The sequence below is a fragment of the Gemmatimonadetes bacterium SCN 70-22 genome (genome assembly GCA_001724275.1).
GTDB lineage: Bacteria > Gemmatimonadota > Gemmatimonadetes > Gemmatimonadales > Gemmatimonadaceae > SCN-70-22.
The window spans coordinates 74744-90259 of record MEDZ01000008.1 but is presented as its reverse complement, the minus strand read 5'-3'; the positions used below and the strand labels follow the sequence as shown (position 1 = coordinate 90259).

Here is a 15516-nt window from a genome sequence, read left to right as displayed (position 1 = left end):
GGCGCGGGTTTCGGCGCGGGTTTCGGCGCGGGTTTCGGCGCGGGTTTCGGCGCGGGTTTCACTCTCGACCGCCCGTTGGCGGGGGTGACCGCGCCAGCCGCCGGCAGCTCCTCCGCTTCGGCCGCGGGACGCGCGACCATGCGGAAGAAGACGATGCCGAGCGGAGGGAGGGTGATGCTGATGGACCGCGGGCGCCCGTGCCTCGGCACGTCGTCGGCCGCGACTCCCCCGAAATTCCCCCACCCCGCGCCGCCGTACGCCTCGGCGTCGCTGTTGAGGACTTCGTCCCACCGCAGGCTGTCGGGGACGCCGATGCGGAAGTCGCGGCGCGGCACCGGCGTGAAGTTGCAGGCGCACAGGACCACCTGCGACCGGTCGCGGCTGTAGCGGAGGAAGCTCACGACGCTCTGCTCGGCATCGTTGCAGTCGATCCACTCGAAGCCGTCGGGGGCGTTGTCGCGTTCGTTCAACGCCGGCTCGCCGCGGTACAGGGCGTTGAGGTCGGCCACCCACTGCTGCAGGCCGAGGTGCTCGGGCCGTTCCAGCAGGTGCCAGTCGAGCGAGGCGTCGTGATTCCACTCGCGGTACTGCCCGAACTCGCACCCCATGAACAGGAACTTCTTCCCGCTCTGGCCGAACATGTAGCCCAGCAGCAGCCGCACGTTGGCGCGCTTCTGCCAGGCATCGCCCGCCATCTTGTTGATCAGCGACCCCTTCCCGTGCACCACCTCGTCGTGCGAGATGGGGAGGACGTAGTTCTCCGAGAAAGCGTACATCATCCGGAAGGTGATCTTCTGGTGATGGTAGCTCCGGTGGATGGGGTCGAGCGCGAAGTACGCGAGGGTGTCGTGCATCCACCCCATGTCCCACTTGAGCCCGAAGCCCAGCCCCCCCAGGTAGACCGGGCGCGTGACCATGGGCCAGGCCGTCGAGTCCTCGGCGATCGTCTCGGTGTCGGGGTGCTCGCGGTACACGCTCTCGTTGAGGCGCCGGAGGAACTCGATCGCCTCCAGGTTCTCGCGCCCGCCGTACCGATTGGGGATCCACTCGCCATCCTTGCGCGAGAAGTCGTGGTACAGCATCGACGCCACGGCATCCACGCGGAGTCCGTCGGCGTGGAACGTCTCCAGCCAGAACACCGCGTTCGAGCGCAGGAAGTTGGCCACCTCGTAGCGCCCGTAGTTGAAGACGTAGCTCCCCCAGTCGGGCTGGTGCCCCTTGCGGGGGTCGGCGTGCTCGTAGAGGTGCGTCCCGTCGAAGTACGAGAGGCCGTGCGCGTCGGTGGGGAAGTGCGACGGGACCCAGTCGAGGATGACCCCGATCCCGCGCTGGTGCAGCGTGTCGATCAGGTACATCAGGTCCTGCGGGGTCCCGTAGCGCGAGGTGGCGGCGAAGTAGCCGGTGACCTGGTAGCCCCATGAGCCGTAGAACGGGTGCTCCATCACCGGCATCAGCTCGACGTGCGTGAACCCCATGCGCTCCACGTAGTCGGCCAGCCGCGGCGCGATCTCGCGGTAGGTGAGCGACCGGTTTGCCTCTTCGGGGACGCGCATCCACGACCCCAGGTGCACCTCGTAGATCGACATCGCCCCGTCGAGCGCCCGCCTGTCGGCGCGCGCGCGCATCCACTCGCCGTCGCCCCACGTGTAGTCCAGGTCCCAGACGATGGACGCGGTGCGCGGCGCGACCTCGCAGCGATAGCCGTACGGGTCGGCCTTGTCGACCCGGTACCCGTCCGTGCGCCCCGTGACGTGGTACTTGTAGCGCGCACCGCGACCGACCCCGGTGATGAAGACTTCCCAGATTCCCGACGGCGCGTGCAGCCGCATGGGGTGCGCACCGGGGCGCCAGTCGTTGAAGTCCCCCACCACCGAGACCGACGCGGCGTTAGGCGCCCAGACCGCGAAACAGGTCCCCGCCTCGCCCCCGGCCACGTGCGGATGCGCTCCCAGCACGCGATGCGCGTGGTCGAGCGTCCCCTCGCAGAAGAGGTGAACCGTGGTGGCGTCGAGGCGCGAGACGTCGTGGCGGGCGCGGTGCATGGCGGGGCGCTCAGCTGCGCGCCGCCGCCAGCTTGCGCACCGCCTCGGCCAGGGCCAGCACCCGCTTCTGGTCCGGCGCGATGGCCGCCTCCTCGTCGAGCCGCGCCGCCAGCGCCGTGAGCGCCGTCCGCCGCGCGCGCGGGGCCGCCTTCTCCGCCGCGTCGAGGTCACGACGCGCCTGCGCCAGCGTGCCGGCGGCCATCCCCTGGTTGCGCGCCATCTGGTCCAGGTACGAGCGCGCCACCGCGAACGACGCCGGCCACTCGAAACGCAGCTGCATCTGCGGGTTGAACTCGTCGAAGCGCACCAGCATCGCGGCGTCGAGCTCGTTCTGCGACAGGAACTCGCTCGGCTTCAGCTGCAAGACGTCGAGCCCGCGCGCGATCTCCGAGCCGTAGACGTAGCCGTTGAACCAGTATGCCGACCAGTGCCCGCCCAGATACAGCCGCTCGCCGCTCACCGGCCCCCGGTCGAAGAAGGCGATCTCCTGCGGGTTGTGCGGGTTGGTGAAGTCCACCACCGAGATCCCTCCCTGGTACCAGGCCTGCACCATGATGTCGCGGCCGGGAACGGGGACCAGCGACCCGTTGTGCGCCACGCAGTTCTCCTGGACCGTCTGCGGCGCCGGGATCTTGAAGTAACCCGCGGGCGTGAGCTTGCGGTCCTTGCTCAGCGTGAAGGTGGCGTCCGCCCCCCAGATCGGCCGGTCGGTCGCGAGGCACCTCGCCCCCACTCCACCTCCCCATTCGTCGGTGAAGAGGAGCTTGTCGCCGCCGTTGCTGAACGTCGCCGAGTGCCAGTACGCGAAGTTCGGGTCGATGACCGCGGCGATCCGCCGGGGGTTGGCCGGGTCCTTGATGTCGAGGAGGATCCCGTTCCCCGAGCAGGCCCCGGCCGCCAGGCCGAGGGCCGGGTAGGTGGTGACGTCGTGGCACTGGTCGGTCGTCGCCGTCTCCTGCGTTCCCGCCCCGTGCGCGCCCCCCTTCCACAGGCCGGCGACGTTCCCCGCCGAGTCGGCGAAGATGCGCGGCGAGTTCACGATCTTCGCGTCTTTAGGTGAGGCCAGTGGCACGCGGATGACCTCGATGCGGAAGTACGACGTGTTGGGATCCTGCTCCGGCGGGAGCCCCGAACATCCCGGCAGCTCCGCCGCCGGGCGCACCGGGCTCGTCCCGTGCACGTACACGTAGACGTTCTTGCGGTCCTTCGGGTCGGCCAGGAGGGTGTGCGTGTGCGAGCCGCGGCACGTCTGCACGGCCGCCACCTGCCTGGGCGCATCGATGTTGCTGATGTCGAAGATGCGCACGCCCATGAAGCGCTCCGCGCTCACCGTGTCGGCCACCCCCTGCGCCCCGCAATCGAGGCGCGCGCTGGGCTGCTCGACCGACATGAAGAGGAGGTTGCCGTACACCGACAGGTCGCCCTGCCCGCCAGGACACGCGTGTGTCGCCCGAAGCGTCGGGTTGCGCGGGTTGCTGATGTCCCACACCTGGAAGCCGTGGTACCCGCCCTGGAAGACATACCGGCGGTTGAAGGCGAGGTCCGAGTTGGCGAAGGCGAAGTCGCCCGGATTGGAGGCGTTGAAGAAGCCGTCCGGCTTGGGGCGATGCGCCACGAGCTCCATGTTCCGGGCCGCCTCGCCGGCGTCGTGAAGGCCCGGCTTGAGCCCCACCCGCGGGTCGCCCTGCGCCCCGGCGACGGCGGAGAAGGTGATGAACGAGATGGCGGCGGCAATGCGGAGCCGGAGGCGTTCACCCCGGGCGGGACGGGTCGTGGTCATCTGCGTGGTGGCTGAAGGGTCATGCAGAAGGTACAGCACCCGGCGCCGCGCCTGTAGGCGGCCGGCGCGTGGCGAGCGGGACCATCGAGGGCATCTCCCGGCGATTCCGAACCGGAGCAGCCGCCGCCCGCGGCCGCCCTCGCGCTCCCGATCCCCACGCCGTGGCACTCGGCATCCGCCCCCCGGCGGCCGTCACCCCCTACCCGTTAGGCAGCGTCCCGAGCAAGCGCCGCATGCGTGCGATCTCCGCGCGCTGGTCGGCGTCGACGTCGGAGGCGAAGTCGAAGAGCTGCGGTTCCTGCAACGCGCCCGGCGAGCGCCGCAGGTCGGCGACCATCTGGATCGCCCCCTCGTGATGACGGATCATGAGCTCGAGGAAGAGGCGGTCGAAGTCGTTGCCGCTGGCGGCACCGAGCCTCGCGAGCTCGGCGGGCGTCAGCATCCCCGGCATCCGCGCTGCGTGGCCGGCGTCGTGGTGGGCGTGCGCCGCGGGGTCGGGGGCCTCCTCGCCATGATCGCGCAGCCACTGCTGCATCAGCGAGATCTCGTCGCGCTGCGACGCGGTGATGCGCTCGGCGAGGAGGGCGAGGTCGGCGCGCGCCGAGCGGCCGGGGACGAGCGCCGACATCACCAGCGCCTGGGCGTGGTGCCCGATCATCCCCGTCATGAAGGCGATGTCGGCGGGGGTGGGACGGCGCGCGGTGTCGGTCGCGGCGACTGGCAAGGTCTCGACGCCAACGCGCGCCGCCGCGTCCTCCGCGACGGGCGCAGGGGGGAGGGCTCCCGAGGCGGCGGTTGCGACGGCGAGGGCGAACGAGACGAGCACGGCTGGACTCCTTTCGGGGCGATTCGAAGTACCCCGAAAGTACCCGAGGGATTTGTGTGTCTTGACAATGGATGTGATGACATATAATATCCCTCCATGGCACCGGCACTTCGCAATGAACTCAAGCAGCGCAAGCCTTTCGGCAGCCTGCATCAGGAAGCCCAGCTCAACCTGGAGCGAACGCACGCGGTGCTGGCGGATGCGTTCGACCGGATGCTCAAGCCCTACGGGATCAGCAGCACCCAGTACAACGTGCTGCGCATCCTGCGTGGCGCCGAGTCCACTGGGTTGTGCCGCAACGAGATACGCGACCGGCTGGTGACCAGGATGCCCGATGTGACGCGCCTGCTCGATCGCATGGAAGAAGCGGGGCTGGTGACCCGGGCCCGCGACGAGGACGATCGTCGCCTGGTGAAGACGCGGCTGACGGCAACGGGACGAGAGTTGGTCGATCGGCTCGACGCTCCGGTCGAAGAGGAGCATCGGCGTGCGCTCGGCCACCTGTCCGAGTCGCAGCTCAGGACGTTGATCGAGCTGCTGACGCTGACTCGCGCGATTGCGTGATGATTGCGCGCGGAAGGGTGTTGTGACACCAGTAGTCATGTTGCGCATTGCTCCAAATCATCCGAACCATTGGGAGGCACCTGCATGAAGCTTTTTGGAACCGCCACCGCCGCACAGACCGACGTCGCACTCGTCGTGCTGCGGCTCGTGACGGGCGTGATCTTCGCTGCCCACGGTGGGCAGAAGCTGTTCGTCTACGGTCTCGACGGGGTGGCCGGCTCGTTCGGACAGATGGGGATCCCGCTCGCCGGAGTGGTGGGGCCGGCGATCGCCTTCCTGGAGTTCTTCGGCGGGATCGCCCTGGTGCTCGGCGTGCTCACGCGCGTCGTGGCACTCGGGCTGGCCGGCGACATGCTGGGGGCGATCTTCATCGTGCACCTGAAGGCGGGGTTCTTCGCGCCCAAGGGGATCGAGTTCGTCCTGCTGCTGCTCGCGGCCGCGGTGGCGCTGGTGATCACGGGGGCGGGGCGCTTTTCGGTGGACGCGCGCCTCGCCGCGCGCAACGGCGGCGGGCGGGCATAACGTCGTCCCTCGCGGGACGGGGAGGAGACATGTCGGCATCGACCCAGGACATCTTCGGCAACACCCCCGGTGCGGAGCCGGCCACTCCCGGGAGCTATGGTGAGGCGCCGGCCGGCTTCCGGCTCCCCCAGGCCACGCGCCTGGGGGCCGTGCGCCTCCAGGTCTCCGACCTGGCGCGGTCGCTGGCCTGGTACGGGGGCACACTCGGCTTTCGCGTGTTGGGCCGTGAGGGCGCCACGGCGACGCTCGGCGCGCACGGCGACGCGCGCCCGCTGGTGGAGCTGGTCGAACGCCCCGGCGCGCGGCCGCGCCCGATGCGGGGACGACTCGGCCTCTATCACGTCGCCATCCTGCTCCCGGATCGCGGGTCGTTAGGCAGGTTCGTGCGGCACCTGGCGGACATCGGGGCCCCGGCGGGGGCCGGCGACCACCTGGTGAGCGAGGCCTTCTACCTGCAGGATCCCGACAACCTCGGCATCGAGGTGTACGCCGACCGGCCGCGCGACAGCTGGCGACGGGTGGGGCGCGAACTGATGATGGCGACCGATCCGGTCGACGTCGACGCCCTGCTCGCCGCGGCGGGTGCCGCCGCCTGGACGGGAATGCCGGGCGGGACCGTCATCGGGCACGTGCACCTGCACGTGGGTGACACCGCCCGGGCCGCGGCGTTCTACGCCGAGGCGCTCGGCTTCGACCGCATGGTGTGGCACTATCCCGGCGCGCTCTTCTTCGGCGCCGGGGGGTATCACCATCACCTGGGGGCCAACACCTGGGCGGGGAGTGGTGCCGTTGCGCCTGGCGACGACGAAGCGCGGCTCCTGGAGTGGACCCTCGAGGTGCCTGACGAGGGGAGCCTGGCGGCCGTGGGCGAGAGCCTGGCACGAGGCGGGTTCGCCGTGCAGCGGGAGCCCGGCGCCGGCGGGCTGGTGACGCGCGATCCCTGGGGGACGCGCCTGCGGGTGCGCACCGGGGGCAGGGGCGACGCCTGACGGGGCCGCGGCACGCGCGCCGGTGGCGCTGTCGCTACCAGGCGCGCGTGGCGCCGGCGGACTTCACCTGAAGGTCGACGCGGCCGTGCCCGAGCAGCGCGCGCGGCGGGACACCGAAGCGCGCACGCACCGCGTCGGTGAAGTGTGCGTGCGATGAAAAGCCGGCCGCATGGGCCGCCTCGCCGATGGTGCGGGACGGCGTGCGCACCATGTGCTCCAGCGCCAGGGCAATGCGCCGCCGCAGGACGTACTCCCGGAGCGGGATGCCCAGCACCGCGCGAATGGCCCGGCTCAGCGGCCACGGGGCAACGCCCGTGGCCCGGGCCAGCGCGGCGAGCGAGGGCGTCGCCTCCGCAGCTGCAACCATCGACAGGGCCGCATGGGCCGCGTCGCGTTGCGACGACGGGAGGCGGGGCGTAGGGAAGGACTCTCGCCCGACAACGGCGGCCAGCTCGAGGGCAAGCTCTTCCAGCGTGAGCGACGGCGCGCCGAACCGCGCCGCGCGTTGCAGCTGGTGATGGGCCAGGAGCGCCGCCGGCTCCATGGCGCGGATCCCGATGCCTCCGCGAGGCTGGCCGGCCGCGTCTGCCGGCGCCACGACCGTGGCCTGGACCGCGGTTCCTCGTACCGAGCGGAGCGCGAGCGCCTCGCCCGCCTCCACGACCAGCGCGGCCGCGGGCGGAACCGTGCTGCTCCCGCGTCCGGTACGCGCCAGCGGGGAATCGGCCCGGGGGATCATGACGATCCGGGACGGCTCGATGCTCGGCGCCGGTGCGTGGCGACCGTCGCACGACCAGATGCCGGCAAAGACGGACTCGGTGGAGATGAGGGGCGTGACGGGCATGTCGTGCGCAAGATAGGGCGGGGTGGCAAGATCGTGGAAGCGCGGCGGCCCCCGGCTCGGCACCTTGGACGGCATGACGACATCCCATCGGCGCATCTTCCTCACGGGCGGCACCGGCTACGTGGGGTCGGCCGTGGCACAGGAGCTCGTGGCCCGCGGGCATCGGGTGAGCGCGCTCGTGCGCGCGCCGGCGCGAGCCGCCGCGCTACCGCCCGGCTGCAATCCGGTGATAGGTGACCTGGCCAACCCGGCCGCTTGGCTGGAGGTTGCGGCCGAGGCGGACGTGGCCGTGCACACGGGGTTCCAGTACGCCGGCGGCACCGAGCGACCTGCCCCCGACTGGATCGCCACATCCACCCTGTTGACGCTCGCCCAGTCGGGCGCCTGCCGTCTCGGGCGCCTGGTGTACACCTCGAATGCCTACCTGCTCGGCGACCATCCGGCCCGCCCCGTGGACGAGGACGCGGAGGCGATGCCGACGGGGCATGCGCCACTCTCCCGGGCGGCACTCGAACGGGTCGTGGCGACGAGCGGCGTCGCGGCCGTCATTCGACTGGGCATGGTGTACGGCGCGGCGATCGGCCCGATGGGTGGGACGATCCCGCGCCTCTTCGACGCGCTGGCCGCGAGTGAGCCACTCGATGCCGTCGAACGTCTCACCGGGCGCTGGTCGCTCGTCCACGTCGGTGACGTGGCCGCATTGTTTCGGGCGGTCGCCGAGGCCGGCCACGAGGCCAGCGGCGTCTTTCACGCCACCGATGGCGCACCGCTTCGCGCGGCCGACGTGCTCGCGCTCGCGCGCGACGCCCTGTCACGCGTCGGCGCATCGTCTCCATCGTCGCTCGCCAGCATGAAGCAGGAGCTCCAGGGCGAGCACCTGGGGCGCCTGGCGCGGGATGTCGCCGTCGTGCCGGCGCGCGCGCTCGCCCTGGGATGGCGCCCGGAAGTCCGCTCCTTTCGCGAGGGGGCCCTGCAAACGGCCGCGGAGTGGCGCGCCGAGCGAGGGCGCGCATGAGGGGCGCGCGCCTGTTCCTGGCTGTCGTCCTCGCGAGCGCCTGCGCCCATGGCCGCGAGGCGGCTTCGCCGTCCGGCGGGGAGGGACCACTCGTCGCGAGCGACACCGCATTCGTGTTGATCGCCGATTCGATCGTTCCCGAGGCCATTGCCATTCACCGCGGCACGCTGCTCGTCGGGAGTATCGCGCGGCAGAGGGTCTTTAGGGCAGAACAGTCGACCGGACGTCCGGGGACGCTCCGCGCCTGGTCGCCGCCGCTCGGGGGCGCCGTCCTCGGGCTCGAGGTCGATACGGCCCGCGGCGTGCTCTGGGCCGCGGTGGAACCGCCGGCGGGGCGGGGGAGTGGCGCGCTGGTCGCACTGCGGCTCGACGACGGCTCGGTCGCGGAATCATCGCCGATCCCGCTGGAGGGGATGCACCTCCCGAACGACCTCGAGGTCGCGCCCGACGGAACGATCTATCTCACCGATACCGACGGGGGCGTCGTCTGGTTGCGCGCGCCAGGCTCGTCCGAGCTGACCATTGCATTCGGTCGAACCGCGGGGCGCACGCACCCCAACGGCGTGGCGCTGTCGCCGGACGGGCAAACGATCTACATCGCCTACGATGAAGGGATCGCGGTGGGGCGCACGGACGATGCGCGACTCCACATGCTCGAGGCCCCGCCGGGCGTCGCGCTCGGCGGGATCGACGGGCTCTACCTCGCGGGTGATGCGCTGGTCGGCATCCAGAACGCCATCGGCGTGCCGCGGTTGGTTCGGCTGTCGCTGTCCGGGGACGGCAGAACCGTGGAGCGCGCGACCACGCTCGAGCGCAGGCATCCCGCGCACGAAGTGCCGACTACCGGGGCGTTACTGGGTGAAGACCTGCTCTACCTCGCGAACAGCCAGCTGGGTCGATGGCAGGGCGGGCGGGCGATCGGGGACACCGTCGTCGTGCTGCGGCTGCCGCTGCCCCGACCGGTTATCGGTCCTCGCGACCGTCGTGGTCGTCGTCCTCGAATGCCGAGATCGAGCGATTGATGTTGTTCGTGATGAGCGAACGGTTCTCGGGATTCGACGGGTCGAGTATCGTCGTGCCGTTCTGGAACCACGAGGCGACGTCGATGTTGAGCGTCAGGCTCGACGCTCCGGCGCCGACGACGAACGGCGTGCGAAACTCGAACTCGACTTCGAAGTCCTGTGCCGTCTGGAAGGTGAAGGGCTTGCCGTCGAAGGTCCCCTCCACGCGAACGCTCACGTTCCGGAAATCGGGGTGCGCCGAGAGGAATGCGGCCGAGCTAGCGCGCTCGCCGCTCTCGACCGCGTCCACGTCGAACTCGATCTCGCGATAGGTCCCAGGCGGGAGGAGCGCCGCGACGTCCAGCGACTTCACGGCGTCGAGCGGGAGGTCGACGAGCATGGGGGCGACACGCAATTCCTCGCAGTCGTCATGCGCCCCCTCGGCCGCACACGCCGCCGACGACGTGGCCTTCAGCTCCAGCTCGGCGAGGACCATCTGCGCCTTGGTGATGACGAGCGAGTGCCCGCCAGCGGTCAACGAGATGTCCAGGAGCGCGCGGCTCGCGGCCAGGGAACTGCTGGTCCGGCTGGCGATCAGGAGCGAGGTGGACGACCGATTGGCACTCGTTGCGTCGCCACAGCCTGCGAGAGACAGCGCGAGAAACGAAAGGGCCGCGGCGCGCGAATGGGCAGTAAGCATGGCAGCTCGATAGGAAAGGGAGCCCTTGGCGGGATGGTGGTGCGAGGCACCAGCGTTCCGCCCGGCCGCTCGATCTGGGTGGGGGCCGACCGTCAATTGAAGTCGACTGGCTGCAATGTGCACCGTCGACCCAGGCGCCCGAAGTGTCGCGCCTCACATGCATGACGGACGCCGTCGTGCTTGCGACCTGGCTCACAGTGCGCGCACGTCGCAGATCCCTCATCGCCTGTGAGGTGGCACGAGCTCCGCTTCCTCGTGCACCACCTTGCCGCCGACCATCGTCAGGACGCTCCGGGTTGCCGGGAGCGCGTCAGGCGCCACGCCGAACACGTCCTGCGACAACACCGCGATGTCGGCGAGCATTCCCGGCGCGATCGTCCCCCGCTGCCGCTCGGCGAACGCCGCGTAGGCCGAGCCGCGGGTGTAGGCAGCGACCGCCTGCTCGCGCGTGAGCGCTTCGCTGGGGACGTTGGGGTGGAGCGTCGCGAGCATGATGTTGACGCCCGGCTCCCGCGGACCGTCGCTCCCGATGGCGAGCGGAACCCCGGAGTCGACCAGCGTCTTGAGGAGGTCGACCGCGCGAAGCTGGTCGGCTCCCCACCGTGCCGACATCACGGCGGGGATCGCGAGATGCGCAGGGTTCTGCACGACGACGATGCCGAGCGACTTCACGTCGGCGAGCTGGTCGCGGCCGAGTGCATCGGCGTGCTCGAGGCGCGGGCGTAGAGATCGCCAGGCGGCGTCGGGGGCCTCGGCGCGCATGGCGGCGATGACCAGTGCGATCGTGCTGTCGCCCACGGCGTGCAGATGCGGCTGTTCGCCACGTGCCAGCGCGTCGCGCAGGATGGCGCGCAGCGTGTCGAACGGAAAGTTGGCGCGCCCGTGCCATCCGGGACGGTCGGCGTACGGACGTCGCATGAGGGCAAGGCGCTCGACGGGAGTCCCGTCGAGGATCCACTTCACTCCCGAGACGTGCACGTTGGGGGCGAGCACGGTGTCGCGTCCGGATACGCGCCAGCTCGCGCGCCAGCCCCCGGGGTGCGTGGTGTTCGGGATGCGAATGACGCGGTGCCGCGCGCGCATCGTTTCGCCGCGCGCGACCGCAGCGCGCAACGTGGCGAGGTCGTACTGCCCCGCCATGTCCTGTACCGATGTGATGCCATGGCGGAGTCCCCATTCCCCATAAGCGCGCAGCGACCGGGCGAGGACGGAGTCACCACGCGCGACCGCGAGGCGGTTCTCGGTGGTGTAGATGACGTATTCGTCGATGCGTCCCGAGGCCACGCCGTTCGCATCGCGCGAAATCCAACCGCCTGCAGGATCGGGGGCGTCGAGCAGGCCGGCGGCGCGCAGCGCGGCGGAGTTGAGAATGGCGCCGTGCCCGGACCAGCCGGCGAGCCAGACCCGATGGTCGGGCGCCACGGAGTCGAGCACCGAACGCGTCGCGCGCGGGTCGTCGAGGATCCGCCCGCCCACGCTGGAGGTGAGCCACGCGCCGGTCGGCGCGCGTCGGGCCGCCGCCGCCAGCGAGTCGAGCAGGAGGTCGAGCGCCGGATCGGGGGTCGGCGACGGGTCGACGCTGATGTGCCGTCCCGCGGCACCGGCGGGGCCGGCGTGTGCGTGGGCGTCGTCGAAGCCAGGGACGACGGTGCGACCGCCGAGCGCGATGCGACGAGTGTCCGGGCCGGCGAGTCGCGCGATGTCGGCGGTGCTTCCCACGGCCACGATGCGGTCGCCCCGTACGGCGATCGCCTCGGACCACGGTCTTGCCGGATCGGCGGTAAAGACCTTTCCGCCGAGGAGCACGACGGTGGGAACCATCGCATTTGCGCGATCCTGAGCGGCGAGCGAGTTCCCCGCGATGGTGAGGAGCGCGACGATCGCGCGGAGCGCGACGAGCGCACGGGAGCGGGAGGTCCGGGCGAGGGCGGCGATTGCGTGACGCGTCATGGCTGGAAAGGGGGGACGCTGGTGGCCTTGTGGTGCCTGTCGCGCCGGTGCAACCTCCCGCCCTCATGGCTCGCGGGCATCGGCGATGCCCGCCACTCGAGGCGCTTCGGGAGGGGTACACGACATGACGTGCGACGAAACTGGTGGCCGGGCGTGAGCGCGTCGTGAATCGAGCGTCATCGCGTGCGCCTCGCGCGCCGGCAGGCATCGCACTCCGGACGCTGGGGGCGATCGATGCGGCCGGGGGCGACGGCGTCCCGCTCGATGGACTGCTGGTTCGGCCCAAGCCACTGGCGCTGCTGGTGTACCTCGTCATGGGTGGGGCGGGGCGCTCCCCTCGGCGTGACTCCCTGGTCGCGACGTTCTGGCCCGACTCGGACGCCGAGCGTGCGCGCAGTTCGCTGCGCCAGGCCGTGTATCAGCTGCGCCGGACGGTTGGCGCCGGGGTGGTGACGGGGAGGGGCGAGGAGGTAACCGTGCATGAGGGCGGCGTGACGTGCGACGCCGTCGACTTCGAGCGTCGCGCGGCGAGTGGCGACCTCGCGGGAGCGCTCGAGCTCTATCATGGCGACTTCCTCCCCGGCTTCCACATCGAGGGGGCCCCGGCGTTCGAGCGCTGGGCCGAGGAGCGCCGCAGCCAGCTGCGCGGACTGGCGGCATCGGCTGCCCGGGCCCTGCGCGATGCGGCGGCGGAGGCGGGGGACGATGCCGGGGCGATGGCGTGGAGCCGCCGAGTGCTGTCCATTGCACCTGACGACGAGCCTTCGCTGCGCCGGCTGGTCGCGCTGCTGGAGCGTGCGGGCGATCGTGCCGCCGCCATTGGCGTGTATGACGCCTTCGTGCGCCGCCTGCGGGAGCAGTACGGCCTGGAGCCGGCCGCCGAGACCGTGTCGGCGGTTTCGGCGCTGCGCGGAGGGGCGACGTCGGCATCCGGTGCGCCGCCGCTCGATGTCCGGCGCGTCCTCGTCACCGTCTTCCGGAACGAGACGGGCGATGCGGCCCTCGAGCCGTTCGGCCGCCTGATGGCCGACGCCATCGCCGAGGGATTGTTGCAGCTGGAAGGGGTGCGGGTGGTCCCGTTCACGGGGGCGCTGGCCACGGCGCGCCACGTCGATGCCGTGGCGGCGCATGCGCCCGCCACCGAGTGGACGCGGCTGGCCGCGGAGGAGACGGGGGCCGGGACGGTCGTGAGTGGGGCGTACTATGCGGCGGGGAGCGAGGTGGTGGCACAGGGGTGGATCAGGAACGCGCGCACCGGCGAGGTGCTTCGCGCCCTCGGGCCGGCGCGGGCGCCGGTTGCCGCCCCGCTCCCCGCCGTGGAAGCGCTGCGCGACGAGGCGCGGACGCACCTGGCGCGTGAGCTCGAGGCGCGGGTGCTGCACGTGCGCGCGGCTGGGCGCGCCCGGTCGTACGAGGCGCACAGCGCGTACGTGGAAGGGATGGCCCGCTTCGTGAGCGCGGACTGGCGCGGCGCGCTGGAGCACCTGGGCCGGGCGACGACGAGCGATGCCGCCTACGCTCTCCCGCTGCTCGTGTCTGCCATCGCGCACTGGAACCTCGGCGAGCTGGAACGGGCCGAGGGAGTGGTGGCGCGTGCGCAACCGCTCGTGGTTGCCGCTGGACCGTTCGAGCGCGCGTTGCTCGACATGGTGCGCGCCTGGCTGGCCGGCGACTGGGGGGCGGCGTACGAGGCGGTGCGCCGGCAGGCCGCCATGGCGCCCGGTTCGATCGCGAGCTTCCAGGTGGCCGAGGAAGCGCGGCGGCGCAACCGTCCGCGCGAGGCGTTGCAGCTGCTGGCGGCGATCGATCCCTCGCGCGGCGAGATGCGCGGGTGGGTCTTCTACTGGGTCGTCATGGCGCAGGCGCTGCACATGCTGGGCGAGCACACCCGCGAGCTGGAGGTGGCGCGCCGGGCGCGCGCGCTGCATCCGGAAGCGCCGATCGCCTTGCGGCTGGAGCTCCACGCGCGCGCGGCGCTGGGAGACGAGGCGGGGGTGCTGGCGTGCGTCGAGGATCGGCTGGCGATGCCCTCGCGCGAGGAGCCGAGCCCCGGGACGCTCATGCGTGAAGCCGCGCACGAGCTCCTCGCGCACGGGTCGGGTCGCGCGGTCGCCGAGACGCTGCTGCGGGAGTCGCTCGCCTGGTTCGAGGAGCTCCCTGGCGAGGCGCGCGAGCAACCCGCCGTGGCGCGCGCGATTGCGCGCGCCCGTTACGAGGTGGGCGACTGGGCGGGGGCGCGGCTCGCGTTCGCGCACCTGGCGGGCGATCGCGTTCGCGTGGCCGACTGCGGCGCGATTCACCACCCGCACCTTCAGGGGCACCTCGACCACGGCTACCTGGGGGTGATCGCGATCCGGCGTGGCGACGAGGACGAGGCCGCGCGCATCGACGCGCGGCTCGAGCGCGAGCGAGGACCGCACCTGTTCGGGAGCGCGCAGTACTGGCGCGCCGCAATGGCGGCGTTGCGCGGCGACGCCGACGCGGCGGTGCGGCTGCTGCGCCGTGCCTTCGCCACGGGGCTGCCGTACGAGCCGTTCATCCATGCCGACCCGCACTTTCGCAGCGTGCGAGGGGTGGGGGCGTTCGAGGCGCTCCTGGCGCCGCGGGGGTAAGGACGGGGGACGCGTGCCGGCCGTCCCCGCTGCAATTACATCGGTACCGATGTAAATTGCCGGGATGCCGACCACTCGCAACCCGCGCCGCCCGGCGCCTCGACCGGAAAGCGACGACGACTCCCGCCGCGTGATGGACGCCCTGCGCCGCATCGTGCGCGCACTCAGCGCCGGTGCGCGCGGGACGGCCAGGCGCGGAGGGGGTGCGCGCGGGGGAGACACGCGCGGGGGAGACACGCGCGGGGGGGTCAGTGGCGCGCAGGCCTTCGTCCTGCGCCAGGTGCACGCCGCCCCGGGGCTCACCATCGGCGAGCTCGCGGCGCGCACCTTCACCGGGCAGAGCGCCGTTTCCGAGGTCGTCGCGCGCCTGGTCGCGCGCGGGCTGGTCGCGCGACGCCCCGGCGCGTCTGACGCGCGGCAGACGACGCTCACCGCGACCGAGGCCGGGCGGCGTGCGATCCGCACCATCCCCCCGACGGCGCAGGAGGCGTTGGCGAGCGCCCTGGGTGCGATCCCGGCCGCGCGGCGGCGCGCCCTGGCCAACGCCCTCGACACGTGGCTCGTCGCCGCTGGCCTGGCCGAGCTCCCCGCGACGATGTTCTTCGAGGGAGGGCGAGCGCAGCGTGCCGCGGCGGGCGCGGCGAAGCGGCCGAGGGCGACGACGTGAACGG

Annotated in this window: 13 protein-coding genes; 7 read left to right on the top strand and 6 right to left on the bottom strand. The window is 71.8% G+C overall.

Going from position 1 to position 15516, the window contains the following annotated elements:
* From ABS52_06120 to ABS52_06110, 3 genes are all read right to left on the bottom strand, one after another.
* On the bottom strand, window positions 1-2042 hold a 2042-nt coding region (locus tag ABS52_06120), incomplete at its 3' end, for a 1,4-alpha-glucan branching enzyme (protein ODT04222.1).
* A 10-nt stretch (window positions 2043-2052) separates the two neighbouring features.
* The gene (locus tag ABS52_06115; protein ID ODT04221.1) at window positions 2053-3822 is read right to left on the bottom strand and encodes a hypothetical protein; all 1770 of its coding nucleotides are present in this window, start codon (window positions 3820-3822) and stop codon (window positions 2053-2055) included.
* A gap of 199 nt (window positions 3823-4021) precedes the next feature.
* Entirely contained in the window at window positions 4022-4648 is a 627-nt protein-coding gene (locus tag ABS52_06110; protein ID ODT04220.1) for a hypothetical protein, read from the bottom strand.
* 96 nt (window positions 4649-4744) lie between these two features.
* Between ABS52_06110 and ABS52_06105 the strand changes: the two genes are divergently transcribed.
* From ABS52_06105 to ABS52_06095, 3 genes are all read left to right on the top strand, one after another.
* The gene (locus tag ABS52_06105; protein ODT04219.1) at window positions 4745-5212 is read left to right on the top strand and encodes a hypothetical protein; all 468 of its coding nucleotides are present in this window, start codon (window positions 4745-4747) and stop codon (window positions 5210-5212) included.
* Between the two features lie 84 nt (window positions 5213-5296).
* On the top strand, window positions 5297-5734 hold the full coding sequence (locus ABS52_06100; protein ID ODT04218.1) for a hypothetical protein: 438 nt from the start codon (window positions 5297-5299) through the stop codon (window positions 5732-5734).
* Window positions 5735-5874: 140 nt separating this feature from the next.
* On the top strand, window positions 5875-6723 hold the full coding sequence (locus ABS52_06095) for a hypothetical protein (GenBank protein ODT04230.1): 849 nt from the start codon (window positions 5875-5877) through the stop codon (window positions 6721-6723).
* 34 nt (window positions 6724-6757) lie between these two features.
* Here ABS52_06095 and ABS52_06090 read toward each other — a convergent pair whose 3' ends face one another.
* A complete protein-coding gene (locus ABS52_06090) occupies window positions 6758-7567 on the bottom strand; it encodes a hypothetical protein (protein ID ODT04217.1) in 810 nt (269 codons plus the stop codon).
* A gap of 64 nt (window positions 7568-7631) precedes the next feature.
* Here ABS52_06090 and ABS52_06085 point away from each other — a divergent pair, with 64 nt between their 5' ends.
* Together ABS52_06085 and ABS52_06080 are read left to right on the top strand one after the other, a co-directional pair.
* Complete coding sequence (locus tag ABS52_06085) at window positions 7632-8582, top strand: hypothetical protein (GenBank protein ODT04216.1); 951 nt, start codon at window positions 7632-7634, stop codon at window positions 8580-8582.
* Window positions 8555-9604 (top strand): hypothetical protein, encoded by a 1050-nt coding sequence (locus ABS52_06080; protein ODT04215.1) that lies wholly within the window; start codon window positions 8555-8557, stop codon window positions 9602-9604. Before ABS52_06085 ends, ABS52_06080 begins: the two co-directional genes overlap by 28 nt.
* Here the strand turns inward: ABS52_06080 and ABS52_06075 are convergent.
* Both ABS52_06075 and ABS52_06070 read right to left on the bottom strand, forming a co-directional pair.
* On the bottom strand, window positions 9546-10283 hold the full coding sequence (locus ABS52_06075; GenBank protein ODT04214.1) for a hypothetical protein: 738 nt from the start codon (window positions 10281-10283) through the stop codon (window positions 9546-9548). The genes ABS52_06080 and ABS52_06075 overlap by 59 nt on opposite strands.
* Window positions 10284-10502: 219 nt before the next feature.
* Window positions 10503-12233 carry a hypothetical protein gene (locus ABS52_06070; protein ODT04213.1) on the bottom strand — a complete coding sequence of 577 codons (1731 nt, stop codon included), beginning with the start codon at window positions 12231-12233 and terminating at the stop codon, window positions 10503-10505.
* Between the two features lie 143 nt (window positions 12234-12376).
* Between ABS52_06070 and ABS52_06065 the strand changes: the two genes are divergently transcribed.
* On the top strand, window positions 12377-14845 hold the full coding sequence (locus tag ABS52_06065) for a hypothetical protein (GenBank protein ID ODT04212.1): 2469 nt from the start codon (window positions 12377-12379) through the stop codon (window positions 14843-14845).
* Between the two features lie 133 nt (window positions 14846-14978).
* The gene (locus ABS52_06060) at window positions 14979-15512 is read left to right on the top strand and encodes a hypothetical protein (protein ID ODT04211.1); all 534 of its coding nucleotides are present in this window, start codon (window positions 14979-14981) and stop codon (window positions 15510-15512) included.
* Window positions 15513-15516: the final 4 nt, after the last annotated feature.